This is a genomic window from Flavobacterium sp. NLM (genome assembly GCF_002210235.1).
GTDB lineage: Bacteria > Bacteroidota > Bacteroidia > Flavobacteriales > Flavobacteriaceae > Flavobacterium > Flavobacterium panici.
On sequence record NZ_LIAC01000029.1, the window covers coordinates 1 to 24719 of the forward strand.

Sequence of the window (24719 nt, forward strand, 5' to 3'; positions counted from 1 at the left end):
TGTCATTTCGACGAAGGAGAAATCTCCACGAGAAGCTCGACAAAGATTGGATTCTAGGGGGCGGAGTTGCTTACGGAGATTTCTCCTTCGTCGAAATGACAAACAGTATTCTTAATTAATTTACTTTAACAAAAACTCAGAGTTTTTGAGAGATTAAACGACAAAGCAACTTAAATTATCTTACATAACTTATATGGTTTAATCTTAAAAAAGTAATTATATTTGAGTGCTTTAAAATATCCCAAATATGAATCCGAAAATCTTTATAAGTTCACTCGCTATAACCTCATTACTTTTTGTTTCCTGCAAAAAGGAATTAGAACCACAGGAAAGTACTGCAACATCTGAATTGGTAAGACTTGGACTTGCCAAAGACACAACGAAAACACCTTCAGTAGTTCAGCAGAATCAAACTCAAGCTTCACCTTCAAACCCGAATACGGTTTTAAGCGATACAAAAGGATTAAATCCGGCTCACGGACAACCGGGTCACCGTTGCGATATTGCCGTTGGAGCGCCTTTAAATTCTGCACCAACACAGCAAGTGCAACAGGTACAGCAAGTTTCAGCGCAAGGCGGACAAACGGTTCAAGTAAATCCGAATCAAAAAAATGTAGTTACTACTACAGTAGTTGCGCCAGTAAAAGTTGGAAAAGGAATGAATCCGTCGCACGGACAGCCAGGACATAGATGTGATATTCCGGTTGGAGCGCCTTTGAATTCTCCAGTTGCTGCTAAAACTACTCCCGCAGCTTCGACACCGCAAGGCGGAACAATGACACAAAATGTAACCGTTCCTGCAGGAAATCCAGTTCCAGCTTTATTAAGTACAGATGCAAATAAAACAGTTGCAGAAGGAATGAACCCAGCGCACGGACAGCCAGGACATCGCTGCGATATCGCCGTAGGAGCGCCTCTGCCAAAATCATAAAGAAAAGTTGCAAAGTGACAAAGTAACAAAGGTGCAAAGTAAAACAAGCGCAAAGAAAACTTTGAACCTTTGTCACTTTGCATCTTTGTACCTTTTCAAAATACATAAAAAAAAGACGTTTCAACTTGAAACGTCTTTTTTTTATGTATTTTGAAATTTAGTGCGCTTTCAGTTTTTCGAAAGTTGTAGTAAGTGTTTTTTTAGCTTTGCTCAAAGCACCGTTAAAAGCTTTTTCAAGAGTTTCGGCATGTTCAGTTACAGTAATTGGCTGTAGTTTTGCTGTACGAACTTCAAGAACACATTTTTTATCATTTAGGCTGAATTTCTCGCCATTTTCATCTCCAAAATGTACTTCAATGCGTGTGATTTTATCTTCAAAACGCGCTAAACCTTTTTCTAATTCCTCAGAGAAATATTTTTCTAATCTTTGGTGTCCTTCGATGTTTTTGTCGGTATTGATTTGAATCTTCATAACGGTTTATATTTAATGTTTGTTTCTCAAAGCTATTTTTTTTGGACCGAAAAGCCAAGCGAGTTAATAAAACATTATGATATTTTTAGTGTTAATTTTTTATTCTGAAGAAGGAAGAATCGCACTAGAAACGCCACAATAACGAGTAAACTAAATTGTAAGAAAATCACATAATTCGCTCAGGTTTTTTAATATCTTTGCAGTCCTAAAACTTTCAGACTATGAACATGAAAAAACTTCTTGCCCGTGTGGTACGCTGGCGGTATTGGAAACAACTGCAACGCTCTGAAAGGCGTAGGACAGCTAACCCAGACGGGTTTATATTCCTTAAATTTTCAGACTATGAGTACAAACACCCTTTCCAAAGAAACAGAAATTCGTTTAACAGATTTCTTTAACAAAACCGTTGATCCAGAAAGTCTTGCAAAAGCGATTCGACAAATCAATTATTTAATTGCTTTAAGTATAATTCGGGATTGCGAAACTTTTCAAAACGAGAAAACAAATCTTGAAAAAGGTTATTATTGGCTGAATGAATTAGCCGAGATTTTGAATCCTTATTTTGAGGTTGAAAATTAACAAAATGTAAAAAGCCACTGTAGAGTGGCTTTTTTATTTTGTGGTTTGTCTTTCGTTTATTGCGTTTTGAATTTCAAGAATACAAGCATCTAAATTCTTTTTGATGTCATTGCTCCAGAAACGTAAAATCTTCCAGTTTTGAGATTCTAAATAAGTGTTTACTTCGATATCTCTTTGCATGTTTCTTTCGATTTTTTTGATCCAGAATTCTGCGTTGGTTTGTGGTTTTTTTCGAGTTTCCCAATCTTTTCCGTGGAAGAATTCTGAGTCTACGAAAATGGCAATTTTGAGTTGCTTAAATGTGAAGTCCGGTTTTCCGAAAACTGTTTTGTTGTTTTTCCGATAACGATAACCCATATGCCATAATGCTTTTGCTAAACGAACTTCCGCTTTAGTTTCTGTGCTTTTTATAGCACGCATGTTTTTGGAGCGTTGTTCTGGATTGTGGACGTCCATGACAATTTAGGTTAATATTTTAATGTATTTTATTTTGTCGCTGACGAACTATGTGTATAAAATCTTGAAGGTTTAATAAATTTGATTGTTGGGAAGTTGTAAATGTTTCCTTCAAAGATTGTGGAATTACAAGTTGTAAATTTTGTGCAAACATTTCATCGGTCTGATTTATACTTATTGCTGGCTCTAAAGTAATTAAATGTTTTTGAGAAATTCTATCTGCTTCTGATAAAACCTGTCTCCATCTATCCTTTGCCGTAGTCTTAACACCAAGCATCGTCAATAATTCAACAGGGAAATCTTGATTATGATAATTTTTTATCGACGGAAAAAGAAAATCAGGTTTGTTATTTCTTTCTGTTTTTGTTCCCTTAGAAAAACTTATTTCTTGAAATTTAAAAATAGATGCGAGATGATTTTCAAAAGCAAAACCAGCACGAGACTTTCTTCTATTCTGAACACTTAATGAAAATGAAATAAAATCGTCTACATCTATTTTATTTTCTCCAAATCCTTGTTCAAGTTTTTTGGATACAATATGTTTCTCAAGTGTTTTGAAAAGTATCTCTTCTCTTTCAAGCCAAGCAATTAAAGTTTTATCTGGTTCTTCAATGGGCGAGACATTATTAACTGTAGAGCGTGCAAAATTTGAAAAGATTGCTGTTGAAGGAAATTGACTTCCAAAATTCTCAAGTATTAAGTCTAAAAAATCTGGCTCAGTGTCATCAATTTCAAAACCAAGTGAATTAAGAATATACTTTCCTGCAAAATTAAGTTTGATGTCATTTGAGGAAATATCGCGGAAGATAAATTTGTTTCCAATTTCTCCAATTTCAAAAAGCCAAAGCAATTGCTGTTCTGCTGTTGTTCCTGTTGGAGCTACTACCACAACTAATTTATTATCATGTGTGAGTCCAATCAATAAGAAATCATCAACATTAGCCTTTTCCATAATTTGTGTTGTGGAATAATAAAGGCGAAATTCATTTCTTTTGGGATCGTTTTCTCGTGCGTTATACCAAGTTAAGGAGCCTACCTCATTTAATATAGTTTCTTCATCATCAGTTAGGTATATAAAAATACCTTCATATGTAGATTTTTCCGCGCCTAAAATAGATTTAAATTCATTAATACCATTGTATTCGTGTTGGTTGGAAACTTGGGGATTAACTTCAACTTGACTAAGTTTTTTTGCAACTATGCCTTTAAAGTATTTTGAAAGAAGACCATTTCCCATTATTAATAAAATTAAAATTAATTTATCACAATTTATTCTATTCTTGCTCTAGAGAATTTAATTTTTGATTAGCTTTTTTTGCGATTTCTGCGATTAAATTTTTTCCAACTGCTTGCATTAAAGGAGAAACTACGGAATTTCCAAATTGTTTATAAGCTTGATTGTCAGAAACAGGAATGATAAATTCATCTGGAAATCCTTGAAGTCTTGCACATTCTCTAGGTACTAATCTTCTAGGGTTTTTACCTTCCTGAGGAATTAGTATTTCTGCTCCGTCTTTATAATATCGCGCACTCATCGTTCTTGAAATTCCATTTAAATCTGCTAGGCCAAATCCAAAACCATTTCCTTTCGCTTTATGTTTTTTAGCATATTCTTGTAAATAGTTCCAAAGTTTATCTGATAAAGTGTATTTGGGATCAACTTCAGGTAAAAGAATATCCTTCAATGCGAATTTGGTATCACTCATTTCAGGGAATTTGAAATTTTCTTTTCCTTCAAAATATTCATTATCAAATCCAACAATTATAATTCTTTCTCTATGTTGGGGAACAAAATGTTTACCATCTAAAACTTTAAAATAAATAGTATAGTTTAGTTCTCTTAATGTATTTTGAATTACTTTAAAAGTATTCCCTTTATCATGAGAAACAAGATTTTTTACATTTTCTAGCATAAAAGTTTTTGGTCTTTTATGTTTAAGAATTCTGGCTATATCAAAAAATAATGTTCCTTGAGTTTCATCTAAGAAACCGTGATTTCTGCCTAAAGCATTCTTTTTTGAAACTCCTGCAATTGAAAATGGTTGACAAGGAAAACCTGCTAGTAAAATATCATGATCAGGAATTTCAGTTTCATTAATTTGAGTTATATCCCCAAATGGTACTTTTCCAAAATTTGCTTCATAAGTTTTTTTTGAATAACTATCCCATTCACTGGTAAATACACATTTTCCTCCTAGATTTTGATAGGCAAGTCTTATTCCTCCGATGCCTGCAAATAAATCTATAAATTTAAATTTAGGTTCTTCAGGTGAAGGAAAAGGTATATCCCATTTTATAGGTAAGTAGTATTGAAAGTTTGGTTCTTCTAAAATGTTTAATTTTTCGTGTAAATTTGTAAGATACTCTGTGGCGTCACTTTTAAAATATTCTGAAACTCCATTTTTATGATTTTGAAAATAATGAGTCAGTTTGGCTAATCCATTATCTGTTTTCTTGTCAATGTCAATTTGAAGTTTTTGCCTGATTTCTGAGTATTTTTTTGCTTTCTTCATTTTTTAAAATCCTTATCATTAAAAAAAGCTCCAAAATCAGTATTAAGAGCTGTGATTATTTTTTCTATAATTTCTATTGAAACATTTCGCTGACCTTTTTCAATATCTGAAATGTAGTTTCTGTCAACGTTAGAAATATTGGCTAAATACTCAATTGAGTATCCTTTTTGTTCTCGAAGTTCTTTGACTTTGAATCCGAATTTTTCCTTGATATTCATAGTTTATAAAAGTAGGCTCGTGCGTACAATTGACCTGCGTACAATTGACCTCATTATTGAATAGTTTTCAACTTGATTATTAACTTTTTTGACGTATAGAATTTAGTTTCAAGATTTAGAAGGGTACAAATCTTTGTCGAGTTTCTAGTGCGATTCCTTCGTTCCTCGGAATGACAAAACTGTGGCAATAATTTTTACTTATTTCTCCTTCTTCCCCCACTTAATTTTCATTTTCCCTTCATCATCAACAGCAAGTAAATGAAGCACAATACCACGTTCACGAACCGCATCGCGTTCGGCTTTGCTGGCAAGTTTGGCGTCGTTTTTAGAATTTCTTAGTGGGATTGTCAGGGCGAGATTCGTTCCTCGACCGAAAGAATAAATTCCGTCAACATCGATGTTTAGGACGCTTGAACTTATGGTTAAATTATTTACGTCGATTTGTTCTCCGCGCATGTTGAGGTTTCCGGATAAATCACTGAAAGTTATATTCTTGACATCACGAAACGGAAAAGCAAATTTGCCCACTTTTACAATCGGCTCAAAGTTTAGCAATGCACCTTGATTGACGGTGAAATTCAGTTTTCCATGCATCGAATTGGTGATTAATTCTCCGCGGCTGTTGATAAATCCGCTTACGTTTGCGGTGCTTGTTAATCTTCCTTTTATATTATTCGGATTAAAAGACGAAATCCCGAAGTTGTTGAACGATTTCAAAAAACTAGCAATATCAACACGGTTTACTTGCGCGTTTGAACTGAAGGCATAATTTTTTCCGCTTGGTAATACTTCACTGTTAAAAGTTATGCTTCCGCCGGAAGTCTGCAGCGAACCATTTTTTATGACCAATTTAGAATTCAACATTGAGATTGTTGCTCTGGTATTGGTTGCGGTCAGCTTGTTGTAATTAATTTTATCTGCTTTAATGTCAATTACCACAATGCAATTTTCGATTACGTTTCGCAAATGATTGGAAATCGTCGTTCTTTTATTGTTTTTAAGTGCAGCTTTCTTTTTTTGAGAAGTAGCCAAAACGCCCAAAAATTGTTTAAGATCAATATTAGGACAATAAATGTTCCAGTTTACGACCATTTTTTCGGGAGCATCATAATAGAGGTTTAGAAAATTATCGATTTTTCCGTCTATAAAAATGGTGTTCTTTTTATGTTTGTAGGCAATTTGTTTAATGAATAAAGCTTTCTCGGTAAAATCAAGATGAATATTGGTTTTTACGGCCTGAATATTTTTCGGGATATAATGAAACGAAGCATCATCGACATCGACATTTCCTATAAATCTTGGCTTGGTAATGTACAAATTGACAATATCAAACTGAAACTTCAAATTGGCTTTGGCGTGGCCTTCTTCAAAATGAATCCACTTTTCGTTACTTACCTGATTGAGTCTTTCGATATCAAAATCAGAACTTACGTTTCCGGTTGCGATTGGTTTTTCGAGATTGCTAATTACAACTTGCGGAATGGTAAGCGGAATATTTTCATATTCTCCCGAAAAATGGGTTAAAATTACAGCCGAATTTGGATCATTAAATCCGTCTTTTGGTTTGAAATTATTGGTAAAAATTCCTCTGAAACTGCATTTGTCAATTCGCCCGTCGGGAATAGTGAGTTCGTTGTTTTTGGCTACAGCCTGAACCACAATTTTAGGATCGTCGTGCACATTTAAATCGCCTTTTAGGTCGCAGTTTACATCAATTGGTTTCTTCAAATCAAACCGATTCAGTTTAGAACTAATATTTCCGGATAATAAACGAGAAGCATTACTCCATAAAATACGCGTATTAATATTGATTCCGAAAAGCGAATTGGTTTTGCCAATATTGAAATAAGCCACAATATCAAATGAATCAGAACCAATTTTTAAGTTTTTGGTCGAAACATCAATTTTTTGTTTTTCGGCTTGATAAGAAACGGCCAGCGTTCCTTTAAGTTCTTTTTGTTTGGCAAAACTTCCGTGGACGGTATTAAAAGCTAAACTGTTTATTTGAGTATCGATAAACAAATCGGTATTCCAGTTGTCTCCGTTATAATCAACTTTTGATTTTAAGCTGTGAACATCAAAATCAAACAATTTATTTCCAAGCTGATTATCTATAATAATGTGAACATCGCTGAGGTCGATTTCGTCAATCGTGGTTTCGGGTTTTGATTTGTTTTCGGGAGATTTTTTCTTTTTCGGTTTAAAAATATCAGAGTTTGTATAACCGTCTTTAGTTTTGTAAATATAAATATCGGCGTCGTTAATCAGGATTTTATGAATGTTGACTTCATTTTGCAACAAACTCCAAACATTTAAACGTGCCTCGATTTCCTGTGCTTTCAGTAAAGTATGATGGTGCGTATTCCATTTATTGTCTTTTAGTTCGACATCTTTTAAAGCCAAAGTAAAATTCGGAAAACCGGTTAAAAACTTATATTGAAAATCGCCAATATGAAACTTTCCGTTTATATTCTCATTAATCTTGGTATTGATTTTAGCAATAATCTCGGTTTTATTCTGATTGAAATAAAGAGATAATCCTCCACAAGCCAATAAAAGCAATCCAATTAGTATCAGAATAAAAATACCAAAACGTTTGGCGTATTTTTTAAAATGAACCGACTGGAAAAATGTTTTTATTTTGTGTAAAGTTTCCTTCATTTTGTGTGGATTTTACGGACTAATAAAGATAAGTATAAAAAACGACTTTCTTTATGATAGTTAGAGCTTGTAAATAAAGAACATGTGAATGTTATAATAATTGACGATACATTTATAATCAAAACTAATTTGGGAATGGTGTATGATTTGTTTTTAATTTTTAACTTTGTACCTCAGTTTTGAAAGTATTTAAAAAGTCTCCCGAGACAAAAGCTGAGAATAACTTTAAAGAAAAATAATTATGGCATTAGCAATAACAGATGCTACTTTTGACGAAGTAGTTTTAAAATCAGATAAACCAGTAATGGTAGATTTTTGGGCAGCATGGTGCGGTCCTTGTAGAATGGTTGGTCCAATCATTGACCAATTAAGCGAAGAATATGCAGGTAAAGTTGTGGTTGGTAAAGTAGATGTAGATGCTAACCAGGAATTTGCTGCTAAATATGGTGTGCGTAACATACCAACCGTTTTGGTGTTTCAAAATGGTGAAGTAGTAGGAAAACAAGTAGGAGTTGCTCCGAAACAAGCCTACGCTGACAGCTTAGACGCTTTGTTGTAATCGTAAGATTATGATTTATATAAAAAAGGCCTGATTTTTTCAGGCCTTTTTTATTGTTTAAATATTTGACAAGTTTTTTTGCCACGAATTTCCCGAATTTCCACGAATTATAATTTTAATAACAACTTGCATAGACAATTTTTTGAGCATAAAAACAAGAAAAAATTCGTGAAAATTCGTGAAATTCGTGGCAAACTTTTTAGAATATAATCGTAAAAGTCGTTCCGAAATCTGGTTTTGAAGAGACTTCAATTTTGCAATTGATTGCCGTTGCGAGATCCCGAATTAAATGCAATCCTAAACCGGATTTGATCCCTATAACTTCAGAATCGTCATAAAGGGCTTTGAATTTTTCCTGATTTCCGCCCGCGCCGTTATCGGTTATAGAAAGAAAAGCTTGGTTGTTTTCCTGCCACGCTTTCCATATTATTTTTGGGTTTTCTCTTTTGTCAAGGGCTTTTATAGCGTTTCCGGTTAAGTTTCTTATAATGGTTTTCAGGTAATTTTCATCTGTAGTAAGAATAATGCTTTCCGGATTTTCAAACAAAATTGAAATGTTCTCATTGCTCGAAAAATGCTTTTGTATTTCATCAAAAATAACATCAACCGGAATTTCTTTAAAATGAGGTTTGAAGTTTTCCATCTGGCCTTTACTCCAAAGCAAAATGTCTTCCATAGAAGTTAGTAAATTTTCAGCTCCCGAAATTACTTTAGTCTGCATTCTCGCAGCCGTTTCTTCATCAATCAATTCCGGATTTTCTTTTTGAAGATGTAAAAAATGGATCAAATTAGAAACCGGACTTCTTAAATCATGATTTAAAATGCTAAAGAATCTCGCTTTAATTTTATTGGCTTCGTCTAATTCCTGATTTAAAACTTGTAATTTCTGATTGGTTTTTTTTCTGTTTTGATTTTGGTTGAATAATAACAATCCGATAATTGCAACCAATGCTAATCCCGAAATTAAATAGATACGCTGCTTTTTAGCTTCATCAATCTGAATATTTTTAATCGTGTTTTCAGTGGAAAGATTGTTGATTTTCTGTTGTTTGGTTTTATTTTGATAACGGGCTTCGGCATTTGCAATACTTTGTTTCGCCGATTCGTGCATCATTTCGTCGTTGTATTTGCTATAGATTTCGTTATAATGAAACGCTTCTTCCCAAAGTCCCAGCGCAGCATAACTTTGAGAGAGTTTTTTATTTATAGTAACAAAGAATTCTTTGTCATAATTTAAAGCATTTACCGATGCTTTTTTCAAGGTTTCAATCGCACTTTTATAATCTTTCTTTTCATACAAAACTCTTCCCATTATTGTATTGGCTTCCATCAGAATTTCTTCATCTGTTGATTTCTGCCCAAATAGAACAGCTTTTTTAGCATAATTATACGCTGTATTGATCTGGCCTTTATCTGCATAAAATTTAGACATGCTTTGGTTCGCAAAACTCAAATTAAGAAACAGAGAATCTTTTACAGTTGGATACGTATAAATTAACTTGTAATACTTCAAAACGCTGTCTGATTTTTTCTGGGCGGCAAAACACTGCATATAATAATTGCACGAAAATGCGCTTACATATGGAGATGTTTTTATATAAGGTTTTGCTTCGTTTAAATATTCAATTGCTTTATTAAATTGTTTCATTTTGATATACGCACTCGCAATCTGGCTGTACGAAACACCAATATTTTCAATATTTGGAGTGCTTTTTTTAAGCAGTTTTTTATACGTTATCGCTTTTAGCTGATATTTAATAAAGTTTTCATATTGAGCATAATCTAGATAATATTCGCCTAAACTTCCGTTAAGTACAGCTTGTGTATAAGTGTTTTTTGTAGTGTCGAGAACTTGTTTGATATAAACAATTAAGTCTTTCCTTTTTAAAGTATCATTCAGCGAATAATAAATATAATTGAGCCGCATTAAGGCCGAAGTTTTATTTTTTAGATGATTTCCTATTTGGGCATATTTCAAAGATTGCTCATAATTAACCAAAGCCTTTTGATATTGGTTATTGCTAAATTCATAAGCAGTTCCAATATAAAGATAAAACCGGCTTGTGTAGGCAGGATGATTTTTAGAAAGCTCAATTCCTTTTTGTCCAGCAATTATAACTTTCGAATAATCTTCTTTATCTAAAAGTTCTGTAGCATATTTGAGCCAGATTTTTAATTTTTCGTTTGTAGTTTTATATCGGGACAAATTCGGTTCCTGTTGTGCAAAAACAGAAATATTGATAAAGAACAAAAACAAAAACCCGGCTTTTTTCATCTAAATCAGGTTTAAGTTTTCTTTGTAACTTCTCCCAACCGGAATCGTGACATTATTGTTTAAAATGATTTCCGTAGAATTCATCTTCTGAATAAACTGCTTTTGAACGGCATAACTTCTGTGAATCCTTATAAACGATTGAAAATGATCTTCTTTTAAAAGATTTCCAATACTCGATAAAACGCAATGCCTTTTTTTATCGGTAATAATCAAAGTATAATCTTTTAGCGCTTCGAGATATAAAATTTCGTGAAGTTTAACTTTGGTCTGATCGTGGCCTTCTTTTATATAAATAGTATCACCGCCAATGCTGGCTTCAAAAAGAGAAGCTTTTAACTTGATTTCCATAAACTCTTCAATTCGGCTTACGGTTTGCGTAAAGCGATCCAGTTTTAAAGGTTTTACGATAAAGTCCAGCGTTTCTATTTGAAAACTTTCAACCGCATGTTCAGGATGTGCAGTAATAAAAACACATACCGGAATTTCCAGAGCTTGTTTCCTGAATTCAATACCGTTTAAATCCGGCATATCAATATCCAGAAATAAAATATCGACTTTTTTTTCTTCGATAAACGGAAGCGCATCTTCAGCAGAATCAAAAACACCTAAAATATCCAGAATCGGGAATTTTTTAGCAAAAGACAATACAGTAAGTCTGTCAATTTCGTCGTCATCAACAATAATACAAGAGTATTTTTTCATCATTCAAACTATGTTTTATGTCGTCTGTCTATTTAAAATGTTGTTTGTCTATTCGCTGTTTTTGCCCATGTTTTATTGGCGCACATTTGCCTTGTAATTAATTCAGGAGCTCAAAATAACTATCCCTGACAGCTTTAGGATTTCTACAAAAATAATGTTATTGAATTAAATAAGAACGATTTGACCAATTTAAAACTAAAATTATTATGAAATTTTCTAAAACCCTTTTATCAATTTTTTTACTAGCAATTTTTACAATTTCATGCAGCAGCGATGACGGAAAAGACGGTATCGATGGAACTAACGGAGTAGATGGAGCGCCGGGAGCAACAGGAACAGCAAATGTTATTTATAGTGCATGGATAACAGCGCCTGCAGCAGCTGCAGAAACTATCGACGGTACTTCTGGTTTATCTACGACTATTAATGCTCCGGAACTATCAGCAGACATCGTATCTAAAGGAACAGTATTAGTTTATATGTCTTTTGGTTCAGGTGTTTACACATTACCTTATACATCAACAGCTGGAGGATTTGTTAATACAATTTCTGCGATCACAAGCGTACAAAAAATTAAGCTTTTCAGATTTAAACATGTTGCAGACGGTACAACAGTAAATCTTCCTACATCACTTAGCTGGCGCTATATTTTAATTCCTGGTGGAGTTTCTGCAACAGCAAAAGAGGCAAAATTAGATTATTCTAAAATGAGCTACGAAGAAGTTTGTGCACGTTTAAATATTCAGCAGTAATCTGAAAAAACAATTTTAATCAACTAAATAAAAAAAATCAAAAGAGATATGAAAAATTTTAAAATACTTTTTGCCATTTTATCAGCATCAATTTTAAGCGTATCGTGCAGCAGTAATGACGACGACAAAGATAATACGCCGACTTTTGAAACAGAAAACCCGCTTGCAGTTTATTATACTCAAACCGGATTTAATACAGTTACTAATTTTGTAAACGCTGGAGATTACGAATTTGGATTGGTTTTTACACCAACTGTAAAAGGAAATATTAAAGCCATTACGTTAAAACTGCCTGCTGCAAATTCTGCAGTGCGTGTAACGATTTGGGACTATGCAGGAAAAGTAGTATTGCGTTCAGAAACTGTAAATGTTGCCACAGCAGATGTTCAGGTTACTAAAGAAATCAGTGTTTTTGCTCTTGAAAAAGATAAAAAATACATGATTACAATGAATTCTAATGATTGGTATAAAAAGGCCAAAGCAGATCTAACCAATACTGTTTATCCTATTACTGCCGGACATATCATATTTAATGAATATAGATGGATCAGCGGAACATCACAAACTTTCCCAACCAATGTTTCTGCAAATTATAATGCAGGAGATTTAAGTTTTGATTTTCAACAAACTGAATAATTTTATTTTTGGATAGTTTAATTAGTGAGTTTGTAAAAAGGTTTGACACTCGTCAAACCTTTTTTTGTTTTTGCGATGAATTATGCCAATTTCAACGAGTTTTTATTTTGCATACCTTACGATCTTTTCCTGTAAAATATTTAAAAATTGATTTCTTTGGTTTCAAACAGATAATATAATTCGTGAAAATTAGTCCAATTCGCGACTGACTTTTTTAAATGTTTGTTTTTTCCTATTTTTAACGAATCTTATATCTCTTTAAAAATGAAAATCTTCTATAGCTTTCTTTGTTTTATTGTGTTAATTACAAATGGTTTTTCTCAATCAAAAGAAAAAGAAAGTGCGTTTTTAGAAAATGGAGTTTCAGAACAATTGGCTCAATTTCGTAAAAACCAAATTTCAGATATTCAATACGAATTGTCTTTTGAAATCCCAACTCAGAAAGAAGAAAATATTAATTCTCATTTAAATGTAAATTTGAATTTATCTGGTTTAAGCCAGCCTTTACTTTTAGATTTTAAAGAGAAAGCTTCAAACATAAAAACAATTGAAGTAAACGGAAAAAATACTGCAATTGTTCACGAAAATGGGCATATAGTAATTTCTACTTCAGCTTTAATTTTAGGAAAAAACAAAGTTTCTGTTTCCTTTATCGCGGGCAATTTATCGTTGAACCGAAACGACGATTTTCTTTATACACTTTTAGTTCCAGATCGCGCGAGTACATTATTTCCGTGTTTTGATCAGCCAGATATAAAAGCCACTTATAAACTGAGTCTTTCTGTTCCAAAAGACTGGTCGGTTTTGGCTGGAGCCGATGTAAAAGAGAAAATCGAAAAAGGAGATTTCATAACGTATAATTTTGGAGAATCAGATAAAATGAGTACTTATTTGTTTTCTTTCGTTGCCGGAAAATTCAAAAGTGCAACGCAAAAGCCAGGTTTAGAAATGACAATGCTGTATCGCGAAAATAACGCAGAAAAGATAAAAACCAGTACCGATACGATTTTTAATCTCCATCAGCAATCTTTAGATTTTCTGGAAAAATATACCAATTATAAATTTCCGTTTCAAAAATTGGATTTCGCTGCAATTCCGGTTTTTCAATACGGCGGAATGGAGCATGTTGGTGCCATTCAATATAGAGAATCGACTTTGTTTCTGGACAACAGTGCAACCGACAGCGAGAAATTAAACCGCGCAAAACTTATCGCACACGAAACATCGCACATGTGGTTTGGCGACTTGGTAACGATGAAATGGTTTGACGATGTATGGATGAAAGAGGTTTTTGCCAATTTTATGGCCGATAAAATCATGAATCCAATTTTCCCAAAAGTCAATCATAATCTCCAGTTTTTTACAGCGCATTATAGTAACGCTTTCGCGGAAGACCGATCTTTGGGCACACATCCGATAAAACAGCATTTAGCAAATTTAAAAGATGCCGGATCGCTTTACGGAGCCATTATTTACAATAAAGCCCCAATTATGATGCGTCAGTTAGAAGCTTCGATGGGCGCAGCAGCTTTTCAAAAAGGAATCGAAAAATACATTAAAAAATACGCTAACAATAACGCCGACTGGAATAATCTTGTAGAAATTCTGGATGCCGAAACGCCGCTTGACATGAAAAAATGGAGCGAAGTCTGGGTCAATAAATCCGGAAGGGCCATTTTTACAGATAAAATAGAATACAATTCTAAAGGTCAAATTAAAAAGTTTGAAATTCAGCAAAACGCCGAAGATAAATCGAATAATATCTGGCCTCAGGTTTTTCAAATTGGTTTAGTTTATGATGATAATGTGAAAGTTCTAAACGCTGCTATTAAAGACAAAAACATTGTTTTAAAAGAAGCTGCCGGACTTGAAAAACCAAACATAATTATTTACAATTACAACGGTTTTGGATACGGCGTTTTTCCGCTTGACGGCAATAATTTAGATTATATTTCAACCTTGAAAGATGAGGTTGCAAGAGCTTCTGCCTACAGCAATTTGTATGAAAATATGCTAATTGGGAATATTTCTCCAGATGAAGCTTTTAATTGTTTTTTTAAAGGAATTCAATTTGAAGAAAATGAATTGGTTTTGCGAATTGTATCCAATAATCTAAATGCAATTTATTGGAGATTTTTAACCCAAAAGCAACAAGAAAGAGTGCAGACTTTATTGAGTTATACTTTATACTCACGTTTACAGACTAATTCATCTGCCAATGTAAAAAAGACTTTATTTGGTTTGTTTAGTTCGGTAGCGTATTCTGATTCGGCGAAAGCCAAATTATATCAAATCTGGAATAAAGAAATCGTAATTCAGGGTTTAAAACTAAACGAAGACGATTTTACCAATATGGCAATGAATTTAGCGATTTTCAAACATGAAAAAGCAGATGAAATTTTAGAGAAAACCAGAACAACAATTTCAAATCCTGATAAACAAAAACGATTTGAATTCCTGCTTCCGTCATTATCAAAAGACGAATTGGTTCGAAATGCTTTTATGGAATCTTTAAGAGACGAAAAAAACCGTGAAAAAGAATCGTGGGTTGAAATTGGTTTGAGTAATATTCATCATCCGCTTCGTCAGGAAAGTGCACAAAAATATATTAGATTTTCATTAGATTTGGTTGATGAAATCCAACGTACGGGAGATATTTTCTTTCCCAAAGACTGGCTTGAAGATACCGTTGGGAAATATTCGTCTAAATTTGCTTTTGATGAAGTACAGCGATTCTTAAAAGAAAACCCTAATTTTAGTCCGATTCTGAAAAGGAAATTATTTCAGGCCACAGATTTGCTTTACAAAGCAGAAAATATTAAAAAAGAAACCGAATGAAAATCGAATCGGAAATAGAGAAAGTTTCAAGTTTTCAGCATCTCGAAATGCTGGCAAATCAGGTTGTAGAAGGTTTTATATCCGGAATGCATAAAAGTCCGTTTCATGGATTTTCGGCCGAATTTGCAGAGCACAAAGTCTATAACGCAGGCGAAAGCACCAAACATATTGATTGGAAATTATTTGCCAAAACCGACCGTTTGTATACGAAACGTTTTGAGGAAGAAACCAATTTACGCTGTCATCTTATTGTCGATAATTCGTCGTCAATGCATTATCCCGAACTAAAATCGAATCAGCCATTTTATGAAAAAAAGATTGGTTTTGCGGTTTTGGCTTCGGCAGTTTTAATGAATATTTTAAAGAAACAGCGCGATGCTGTTGGTTTAAGCGTTTTCTCCGATAAATACGAATATTACGCACCGGAAAAAGGAAGTGATCGTCACCACAGAATGCTTTTGAACAAACTGGAAGATTTATTAGTACAGCCAAAAGTCAAAAAAACGACCGATACCATTACATATCTGCATCAAATAGCAGAGAAGATGCATCGTCGTTCGATGATTATTTTGTTTACCGATATGTTTCAGGCCGAAGATGACGAAAAGCTTTTTAACGCTTTACAGCATTTAAAACACAACAAACACAAAGTCGTTTTGTTTCATGTGGTTGATAATGAGACCGAATTGAAATTTGATTTTGACAACGCACCAAGAAAATTTATCGACTTAGAATCGGGAGAAGAAGTTTCAATTTTTGCCGATAATGTTAAAGTTGAATATGAAAAAAGGGTAGAAGCTTACTTTAAAAATCTAGCTTTAACCTGCGCCAAGAACCAAATTAAGTACGTTCCGGTAAATGTGGGCGACAATTTTGAAAAAATATTGACTACATATTTAGTTGAAAAACAAAACTTTGGCTAAGAATTTGAAAATTTATTTCATTTTTTTTATCAAAACACTTGCAGAAATGAAATTCTGTACTATCTTTGCAACCGCAATAACGCAGAGGTTTGGTAGTTCAGTTGGTTAGAATACATGCCTGTCACGCATGGGGTCGCGGGTTCGAGTCCCGTCCAGACCGCAATATTGGGAGAAGCCTTTCTTAACAGAAAGGCTTTTTTGCCCAAATACGGTATCTAAGATTAGTTGTGTTGTTTTGCTACGACTTTGTAACTCGTAGCTGGTTTAGTAGTTAGACCAATGAAAAGCTTTCCACTTTTGTGGATGGCTTTTTTGATTTAAGACACTTTTGATTTTTGTTTTTTAACCGCAAAGAATACTAAGATTTACGCAAAGGTCGCAAAGTTTAATTAAGCTTTGCGACCTTTGCGCTTTTATACTCATTGCATTTTAAATATAGCCCGTGGTTTCAACCACGGGAAACGGGATTGTGGTCATCATTGTGTCCTCGTGGTTGAAACCACGGGCTATGTTTAAATAGGATAAATATTTTTATTTGACAGAAAACTATCGAGATTTCGGTTAAAAAGAAAGAAAGTTCTTGTTTTTTGATTTAGTTCTCGTCCCGAGGCTTCGGGATAAAATATTGAAATTTAGTTCATTAAAAATTTCTCAATTTTTATTCCTAAAAACCCTTGCAGAATCCAACTTCTGTTGTATTTTTGCACTCACAATAAAGCAGTGGGTTTGGTAGTTCAGTTGGTTAGAATACATGCCTGTCACGCATGGGGTCGCGGGTTCGAGTCCCGTCCAGACCGCTTAAATTTAAAATGCCTTTCTTAACGGAAAGGCATTTTTTTTTGTAATTAAAGTTTCATTTATGTTCTACGTTTATATTATTTACTCTAAAACTTTTGATGTTTATTACAAAGGCTTTAGTGAAAATATTCATCAAAGATTATTATATCATAATGAAAATAGAAGTAAATATACTTCTAATAAAGGACCTTGGGATTTAGTTTATTCGAAGGCATTTGAAACTAAAAAAGAAGCTTTGATTGAAGAATTGAGATTGAAAAAATTAAATAGAAAATCACTTGAAGCTTTAATTCAAGATCAGAAATAAGAAAGGTAAAGTTAGTTAGAATACATGTCTGTCATCTCGTCTAAGGACGAGACGGGTTCGAGTCCTCTCGTTTCAATAACGAGACTAAATTTAAAATGCCTTTCTTAACGGAAAGGCATTTTTGTTTTTTATAGGAATTTAGAATTGAACCGCAAAGGCGCTAGGATTTACGCAAAGTTCGCAAAGTTTTTTATTCTATCTGATTTGTCATTTCGACGAAGGAGAAATCTCCACAAGAAGCTCGACAAAGATTGAATCCTCGTTACGGAGTTACTTACGGAGATTTCTCCTTCGTCGAAATGACAAACGTTGTGATAATTGGAATTTGGAATTTCAGATATTGGAATTTAAATTTCCTTATATTTAATATCACAAAACCATTCGTATTAAACTCCAATGGAACAATCAACCTTTAAAGTAGACAAATATTATATCAAGAAAGTAGATGCCGATAAAAAAAGCATTTATTGTCATCATGATATAATGGGAGAATTGTTTGTTCCGATACATAAACATGAAAAAGCGCAAATGCTGTATGCGGAAGGCGATGTAGTTTTTGTGACAACCGAAACGAAATCTTATTTTCTCCCTGCAAGACATTTTATTTGGATTCCTGCAGGTTTAGAACACAGCATCGAGCCAAAGTCGGAACATGTGATGATGCGAAATCTATATTTTCCTGTAGAAAAAGATGAAGACGACTTTTATAAAGTAGAAGGAATTTATCCCGTCAATAATTTATTGCTGCAAATGATGCTTTTCACGAATCGATGGAATGGACATCTTAAAAAAGGAACTCCAAACTTTACCATTGCTAAAGCAATAAAAGCGATTTTACCTCAAATTTGCACCAATAATTTACCTTTAGAATTACCACAGCCTAAAGACAAACGACTCGGAAAAATTCTGCGTTACATTGAAAATAATCTCGGAGAAACGATTTTGTTTGCCGATGTCGCGCATGAATTTGGTTACAGCGAACGCTCTTTGTATCGCTTGTTTCAAAAAGATCTCAAAATGTCTTTCATTCAATATTATACCATTCGCAGAATCTTAAAAGCAATCGAACTTTTATTAGAAAGAAAACTTTCGGTAAAAGAGGTAGCCCTGGAAGTTGGTTATAATAGCGTTCCGACTTTCAGCAATACATTCTTCAAGATTTTAGGACAAAGACCTTCCGATTACTTAAATGGTGAAGAGATTTTGGAGCGAAAGTAAAATTTTATTTCACGCAGATTTTAATAGATGTAAGCCAATTTTGCTGATTCTCTTTATTTCATACGTAAAAAAATTCTCTCGCAGATTCCGCAGATTTGAGAGATTTTTTAAATGCTTTATAATCTGAACAATCTGCCAAATCTGCGAGAACAAAAAATAAAATCTGCGTACATCTGCTTAAATCATTTATAAATCTGCGTGAAACATCTCAAACTAAATTAATATTCTAATAAATTGTTTTTCAATATTTTAATATAACGTTTTCGGGAAATACAGTTTTAATATTTGTCCGAAATGAATACGTTATTGACTTTTTAGAATTATCAGTCAACGGAAAAATGAAGGAACTTTGCAGCATAAATTATTATCATGTTCCTTAAAACAACAAATTCTACAGACGATTGTTTTTCCAGAATCCTGCTGTTACTCTTAATTGTATTAGCATTCAATGGCTTACAAGCGCAGGAAGTTCATTCGGTTTCATTAAAAGAGGCTTTGAAACTGGCAAAAGAAAACAACAAAAAAATCCTTAGATCTCAACTGGAGATTACGCTCTCGGAGCAAAACATCAAAGAAAGCAAAGAACTCCGCTTGCCAGACATCGAATTAAACGGCGAGTATTCCAGAATTACAAATATTACCGAATTCAAAGGAAGCGGTTTCTTAAATGGAAAAGAAATTACAAAGGCAATTCCTGAAATTTATCAGGTCAATTCGACTTTTAAAATGCCAATTTATGCGGGTAATAAGATTAATAATGCGATCAAAATTGCCAATCAGGAAAGTGAAATAGCTAAAATAAAAACAGAAAAGACAGAAAATGATATCGAGCTTGAAGTTGTGGCAAATTATCTTTCGATTTATAAAATGATGGAACTTCAGAAGATTTTTGAAGAAAACATTAAAGAAGAAAAAAGCCGACTGAAAGAAGTACAATCGCTTCAAAAACACGGAACGGTTACAAAAAATGAAGTCATTAGAGCCGAATTACAGCTTTCAGATCGTGAATTAAATGCGCTTACAAATTCCAAAAACATAAAAATTGCGCTTCACGATCTGAAAACTTTAATTCAGATTCCGGAAAATGAAGAAATCGCGATTGATACAACGTCAAGTTTAGACGAAATGAATGGTTTAGATCCGTATGATTTTTATATGACTAAAGCTTTGCAAAACGAAGAAATGCGTATTGCAAGTCAGGAATTAAACATCAAAAAAACGGAATTGCAATTGGTTAAAGGAAATTATCTGCCAACAGTAAACTTCTTCGGGAATTATGGCTTTTATTATCCAAACTACAAATTTTTTCCGCCAAATCCGTATTTGTACACTTTGGGACAAGTAGGTATCGAAGCGAGTTTTGATATTTCGGCTTTATATAAAAACAAAACCAAAGTCGAACAAGCCAACAAAAAAATCGAATGGCAGCAAATGCAGTCTGAAATCATAAAAGATGAAATTCAGGACAAACTGTACAAAGAGCATACGCAATATCAGGAAATCCTTGAAAAATTTGTGGTTGTTGATAAAGCTTTGGACTTAGCCAGTGAAAACTACCGAATTGTAAAACTGAAATACTTAAACCAATTGGTTTTAATTACCGAAATGGTTGATGCTGATAATGCTTTGCTTCAGGCGAAATACAATAAAATTTCTACCCGACTGGATGCGGTTTTAAAACATTATGAATTGCTTCATACTGCTGGAATTATGCCTAACGAGATTTGATTTTTTAGAAGAAAGAGGCAAGAAGCAAGAGAATAAATAGAAAATATAGGGTTTCAGTTCCGAAGGAACGATCCATATTGTAGCGCAGGATTTTAATCCTGGGAAGAAATAGAAAGAATAGAATAAAGAATATAGATTTTAAGTTCCGAAGGAACGATTCATATTGTAGCGCCGGATTTCAATCCGGGGGAAAATAATTAAAGATATAAAGTTTATGGTTAAGATAAAAAATGAAACTAGACAAAACAGAACGTTTCATATATTAATAACAGTTATTGCATGTGCGCTTGTGGTAAGCGGGGTTATTTTGGGAATTTGGTTTTATGTATTCAACAGAAACCACGAAGAAACTAATGACGCTCAGGTGGAACAATATGTAACTCCAATTATGTCGAGAATTACAGGTTATGTGCAGGAAGTTCGTTTTAATGAAAATCAGTTTGTGCATAAAGGCGATACTTTGGTTGTAATTGACAATCGGGAATATAAATCAAAATTGAATGTGGCTCTTGCCGATGTTCAAAACGCACAGCAAAATAGCGTTGTGGTGCAAAGAAATGCAGTTACAACAGCAAGTGCAACGGCAATTAATGAATCACAGTTAGAAGGTGCAAAATCAAATCTTTGGAAAACAAAACTGGAATACGAAAGGTACAAAGCTTTGGTAAAAGAAGAAGCGGCAACTTCTCAGCAATTGGAAAAAGTAAAAGCCGATTACGAATCGGCGCAAGCACATTTTGAAGAAATGAAAAACAGAATTCACTCGGCGACTTTAAGTACTTCTGTTGCCGAAGCAAATGTGCCGACTACACAAACCAATATTGCATCAAAACAAGCGGTGGCTGATAATGCGGCATTGTTTCTTTCGTACACGATAATTACAGCGCCTTACGACGGCTGGGTTGGAAAACGAACTCTACAGCCAGGGCAATTGGTAAAAGAAGGACAATCATTGCTTTCGATTGTAAGTAAAGAAAAATGGATTACTGCTAATTTTAAAGAAACGCAATTGCAGTATTTAACCGTTGGGCAGGATGTTGAAATAAAAGCCGATGCTGTAAGCGGCAAAACGTTTATTGGTACAATTGCTTCTTTATCTCCAGCGAGCGGCGCAAGATTTTCATTGCTTCCTCCAGATAATGCAACGGGAAATTTCGTAAAAATAGAACAAAGAATTCCAGTTAGAATTCAGTTAAAAGATAACGAAAAACAAACCGATTTTTTAAGAGCGGGAATGAATATTACTGTGATCGCAGCACACTAAAATGGAAGATAAAGGTATTTTTAAATCCTGGGTTCCAAAATGGGCAATCATTATTATTTTGTTTGTCTGCCTTTTGCATTCCATGATTTTATTGGGAGTTTATACTTCAAACGTAACCTACGCAGCCAGTTTTTTGGACATTGAGCCCGAAGATTTGCAGTTTGCAATGTGTGTTACCTACGGAACTTTGCTGGCAACGATTTTGATCGAAAGTCGATTTTCGAGTTTTTTCCCGGCAAAAAATTACCTGATGGCGGTGTATTCCTTAATCGGAATTACGATTGTTTCATCGGCGTATATTACCAATTTTTATCTTTTTTTAATACTCAGAATTGCCGAGGGAATCCTGATGGCGCTTCCGGTAATTACAATCAGACAATTATTGATTGAGCAGTTTAATTCTAAAAACGCCATTATCATTGGTTTTTCGTTTTATTACGGTTCGCTGTTATTGTCAACGCCTTTTATTATGAATATTGCAGTTTGGTTTCTGGATCATTACGACTGGAAATACATGCTGTATGTTTCCGGCGGACTGCAGGTTTTAAATGTCTTTTTAATCTTAGTTACTTTTCGTGGGCACCGAATCACAAAGAAAATTCCGTTGTATCAAATCGACTGGATGAGTTATTTTTTGGTTTTAACAGCTATTCTTTGCGGTGCTTACTTTTTTGTTTATGCCGAGAAAAAATATTGGTTCGATTCTTCTGAAATGGTTTTAATGTTAATGATTGCCTTGATTACAGGGGGTTTATTCATCTTTAAAGAACTTTTGGTAAAAAGACCCACTTTTGATTTTGAAGTTTTTAAATACGCCAATCTCCGAATCGGATTTTTATTGTTCTTCCTTTTCTATATCAGCAGAGCAACGCTTAGTCTTTGTCATTCGGCGATGTTCTCCATTTGGAATTGGGATCCGTCACGCGTTGCGGGCGTACAATACATAAACGGATTAGGAAATGTAATCGGACTAATTTTAGCAGCATTTTTCCTGATGAAATCTGTTTCGACGAAAATCATTTTTATAATTGGTTTTTCGCTGATTGCATTATTTCATTTTTGGTTTACGTTTCTGTTTGTGCCCGATGTGGCTTTATCAGATATTATAATTCCGTATGTTTTACAAGGAATTGGAGTTGGGTTTTTATTCGTTCCGTTAATCTTGTTTACTACATCTTCGGTTCCGGCTAAAATGGCGGTTTCTTCTGGAATTGTTGGGGTTTCCGGACGTTTTTGGGGAAGTACAATTGGTTTTTGTGTCATGCAGAATGCGACCGTATTTTTAAACAAAAAACATTTTTTAAAACTAAGTCAGTTTGTAACAGGGGAAAATCCCGAAGCACAGCAAACAATTTCTGCAACCGCACAAAGTTTTATGGCAAAAGGATATTCGGCAGATAATGCAAATACTTTGGCCTTAAAAAAAGTCTTCGGAACTGTTGCCAAACAAGCCACTTTATTGGCCGATATGGAAATTTATACGATTGTAGGTTATGGTTTGGTAATTTTGATTATTCTGATTGCGTGTAATCAGCATTTAAGACAAACTATGACTTTGGTTAAAAGTAAAATCTGGATCGGCTAAAATGCAAATTCCAATTTTTAAATTCCAAATTCCAAAGTGGAGTGAATTTAATCTCGCAAAGTCGCAGAGACGCAAAGGTTTTTTAAGCCACAGATTAATAAGATTTAAAGGATTTTTTTTCACGCAGATTCTGCAGATTTTAGCAGATTTAATTTTAATAATTATCTGCGTTTATCTGCTTAAATCTTTTTAAAATCTGCGTGAAACAAAAACTTTGCGTCTCTGCGACTTTGCGAGATTAAAAAAAACACTGCGAGAAACCTCTCCACAACTTTGCGGTAAACCACACTTATCAGTATCTTGCAACCGTTAAAAAACAAAAATATAAAATGAAACAGCAATGTGTAATTTTTGATATGGATGGTGTTATTTCGCACACCAATCCGCATCATGTGAAGGCTTTTGAGGCGTTTTTCGATAAATATAAAGTTCCTTATACCAATGAAGAATTTGAAGAACATATGTACGGAAAACATAACAGTTATATCATGACGCATTTCTTCAAACGCCCAATTGCGGGAGAAGAACTCTTAAAACTCGAAGACGAAAAAGAAGGAATGTTCCGTGAAATTTATAAAGATAAAGTCGATACGATTCCGCATTATTTGGATTTTTTAAGCGAATTAAAATCTCGCGGATTCAAAACAGCTGTGGCAACATCGGCACCGCGTGCGAATCTGGATTTGATTGCAAACGCTTTAAAAATCACAGACAAAATGGATTCGATGATGTCCAGCGAAGACGTTACGTTTCATAAACCAAATCCAGAAGTATATCTAAAATCGGCAGAGCGTGTTGGCGTTTCTCCGTCTGATTGTGTGGTTTTCGAAGATTCTTTTTCGGGTATTACAGCAGGATTAAATGCCGGAATGAAAGTCGTTGGTGTTTTGAGCACGCATACAAAAGAACAACTTCCTGTATGTGATTTTTATATTAATGATTATAGTGAAATTAATGTGGATAAGATAATTGAGTTGTTAAATTCCAATTCTTAAAATTCCAAATACCAAAACTATACGAGAGATCTTTGTCAAAGTTTTAAACTTTGACAAAGATTTTTGTTAAGAGTAACCTCAATCTTGTCATTTCGAGGAACGAGAAATCTTCGCAAGTAACTCCGTAAAGGGTAACCGCAAAGTATTGTCATTTCGAGGAACGAGAAATCGCACTCGTGAATCTACAAAGAGAATCGCCAATCTTTGCGGAGTTTCTAGTGCGATTTCTCGTTCCTCGAAATGACAAACTAGACGAATAAAAGAAACATTCAATACTTCTCCTCCAAAAAAGCAATCCAGCCTTTTTCA

At 34.0% G+C, this 24719-nt stretch carries 21 protein-coding genes and 2 tRNA genes; 15 read left to right on the forward strand and 8 right to left on the reverse strand.

The window, feature by feature from the left end; all coding sequences use genetic code 11:
* Positions 1-247: 247 nt before the first annotated feature.
* Entirely contained in the window at positions 248-931 is a 684-nt protein-coding gene (locus APR43_RS23850) for a hypothetical protein (protein WP_053469928.1), read from the forward strand.
* Positions 932-1088: 157 nt separating this feature from the next.
* On the opposite strand, the gene APR43_RS23855 is transcribed toward APR43_RS23850, so the two are convergent.
* Positions 1089-1403 (reverse strand): HPF/RaiA family ribosome-associated protein, encoded by a 315-nt coding sequence (locus tag APR43_RS23855; RefSeq protein WP_053469929.1) that lies wholly within the window; start codon positions 1401-1403, stop codon positions 1089-1091.
* Positions 1404-1745: 342 nt separating this feature from the next.
* Here APR43_RS23855 and APR43_RS23860 point away from each other — a divergent pair, with 342 nt between their 5' ends.
* Positions 1746-1982: a hypothetical protein gene (locus tag APR43_RS23860; protein WP_053470135.1), complete on the forward strand. Its 237-nt coding sequence runs from the start codon at positions 1746-1748 to the stop codon at positions 1980-1982.
* A gap of 33 nt (positions 1983-2015) precedes the next feature.
* On the opposite strand, the gene APR43_RS23865 is transcribed toward APR43_RS23860, so the two are convergent.
* From APR43_RS23865 to APR43_RS23885, 5 genes are all read right to left on the reverse strand, one after another.
* Entirely contained in the window at positions 2016-2438 is a 423-nt protein-coding gene (locus APR43_RS23865; RefSeq protein WP_053469930.1) for a very short patch repair endonuclease, read from the reverse strand.
* Positions 2439-2457: 19 nt separating this feature from the next.
* Positions 2458-3675 (reverse strand): type II restriction endonuclease, encoded by a 1218-nt coding sequence (locus tag APR43_RS23870; RefSeq protein WP_053469931.1) that lies wholly within the window; start codon positions 3673-3675, stop codon positions 2458-2460.
* Between the two features lie 37 nt (positions 3676-3712).
* A complete protein-coding gene (gene dcm / locus APR43_RS23875) occupies positions 3713-4951 on the reverse strand; it encodes a DNA (cytosine-5-)-methyltransferase (protein WP_053469932.1) in 1239 nt (412 codons plus the stop codon).
* Positions 4948-5169, reverse strand: coding sequence for a helix-turn-helix domain-containing protein (locus APR43_RS23880; protein WP_053469933.1), 222 nt, complete (start codon positions 5167-5169; stop codon positions 4948-4950). Before APR43_RS23880 ends, dcm begins: the two co-directional genes overlap by 4 nt.
* A 198-nt stretch (positions 5170-5367) precedes the next feature.
* The gene (locus APR43_RS23885) at positions 5368-7830 is read right to left on the reverse strand and encodes an AsmA-like C-terminal region-containing protein (RefSeq protein WP_053469934.1); all 2463 of its coding nucleotides are present in this window, start codon (positions 7828-7830) and stop codon (positions 5368-5370) included.
* A 241-nt stretch (positions 7831-8071) separates the two neighbouring features.
* Here APR43_RS23885 and trxA point away from each other — a divergent pair, with 241 nt between their 5' ends.
* The gene (gene trxA, locus APR43_RS23890) at positions 8072-8389 is read left to right on the forward strand and encodes a thioredoxin (protein ID WP_008466289.1); all 318 of its coding nucleotides are present in this window, start codon (positions 8072-8074) and stop codon (positions 8387-8389) included.
* Between the two features lie 199 nt (positions 8390-8588).
* Here the strand turns inward: trxA and APR43_RS23895 are convergent, their stop codons facing one another.
* A complete protein-coding gene (locus APR43_RS23895) occupies positions 8589-10664 on the reverse strand; it encodes an ATP-binding protein (RefSeq protein ID WP_053469935.1) in 2076 nt (691 codons plus the stop codon).
* Positions 10665-11369: a LytR/AlgR family response regulator transcription factor gene (locus APR43_RS23900; RefSeq protein ID WP_053469936.1), complete on the reverse strand. Its 705-nt coding sequence runs from the start codon at positions 11367-11369 to the stop codon at positions 10665-10667.
* A gap of 203 nt (positions 11370-11572) precedes the next feature.
* On the opposite strand from APR43_RS23900, the gene APR43_RS23905 reads away from it, so the two are divergent.
* The 12 genes from APR43_RS23905 (at position 11573) to APR43_RS23965 (ending at position 24410) form a co-directional block, all read left to right on the forward strand.
* Complete coding sequence (locus tag APR43_RS23905) at positions 11573-12118, forward strand: hypothetical protein (protein ID WP_053469937.1); 546 nt, start codon at positions 11573-11575, stop codon at positions 12116-12118.
* Positions 12119-12166: 48 nt separating this feature from the next.
* Positions 12167-12754 carry a DUF4082 domain-containing protein gene (locus APR43_RS23910; protein ID WP_053469938.1) on the forward strand — a complete coding sequence of 196 codons (588 nt, stop codon included), beginning with the start codon at positions 12167-12169 and terminating at the stop codon, positions 12752-12754.
* A 264-nt stretch (positions 12755-13018) separates the two neighbouring features.
* The gene (locus APR43_RS23915) at positions 13019-15592 is read left to right on the forward strand and encodes a M1 family metallopeptidase (RefSeq protein WP_053469939.1); all 2574 of its coding nucleotides are present in this window, start codon (positions 13019-13021) and stop codon (positions 15590-15592) included.
* Positions 15589-16515 carry a DUF58 domain-containing protein gene (locus APR43_RS23920; RefSeq protein WP_053469940.1) on the forward strand — a complete coding sequence of 309 codons (927 nt, stop codon included), beginning with the start codon at positions 15589-15591 and terminating at the stop codon, positions 16513-16515. Before APR43_RS23915 ends, APR43_RS23920 begins: the two co-directional genes overlap by 4 nt.
* An 86-nt stretch (positions 16516-16601) precedes the next feature.
* Positions 16602-16675: transfer RNA gene (locus tag APR43_RS23925), tRNA-Asp, on the forward strand.
* Between the two features lie 563 nt (positions 16676-17238).
* Positions 17239-17312, forward strand: a tRNA-Asp gene (locus APR43_RS23930).
* A gap of 62 nt (positions 17313-17374) precedes the next feature.
* Positions 17375-17620, forward strand: coding sequence for a GIY-YIG nuclease family protein (locus APR43_RS23935; protein WP_053469941.1), 246 nt, complete (start codon positions 17375-17377; stop codon positions 17618-17620).
* 396 nt (positions 17621-18016) lie between these two features.
* Positions 18017-18838, forward strand: a complete 822-nt coding sequence (locus tag APR43_RS23940) for a helix-turn-helix transcriptional regulator (protein WP_053469942.1) — start codon at positions 18017-18019, stop codon at positions 18836-18838.
* Between the two features lie 369 nt (positions 18839-19207).
* Positions 19208-20566, forward strand: a complete 1359-nt coding sequence (locus APR43_RS23945) for a TolC family protein (protein WP_053469943.1) — start codon at positions 19208-19210, stop codon at positions 20564-20566.
* Between the two features lie 214 nt (positions 20567-20780).
* The gene (locus APR43_RS23950; RefSeq protein ID WP_053469944.1) at positions 20781-21830 is read left to right on the forward strand and encodes an HlyD family secretion protein; all 1050 of its coding nucleotides are present in this window, start codon (positions 20781-20783) and stop codon (positions 21828-21830) included.
* A gap of 1 nt (position 21831) precedes the next feature.
* Positions 21832-23415: an MFS transporter gene (locus APR43_RS23955; RefSeq protein ID WP_053469945.1), complete on the forward strand. Its 1584-nt coding sequence runs from the start codon at positions 21832-21834 to the stop codon at positions 23413-23415.
* Between the two features lie 329 nt (positions 23416-23744).
* Positions 23745-24410 (forward strand): HAD family hydrolase, encoded by a 666-nt coding sequence (locus tag APR43_RS23965; protein ID WP_053469947.1) that lies wholly within the window; start codon positions 23745-23747, stop codon positions 24408-24410.
* Positions 24411-24719: the final 309 nt, after the last annotated feature.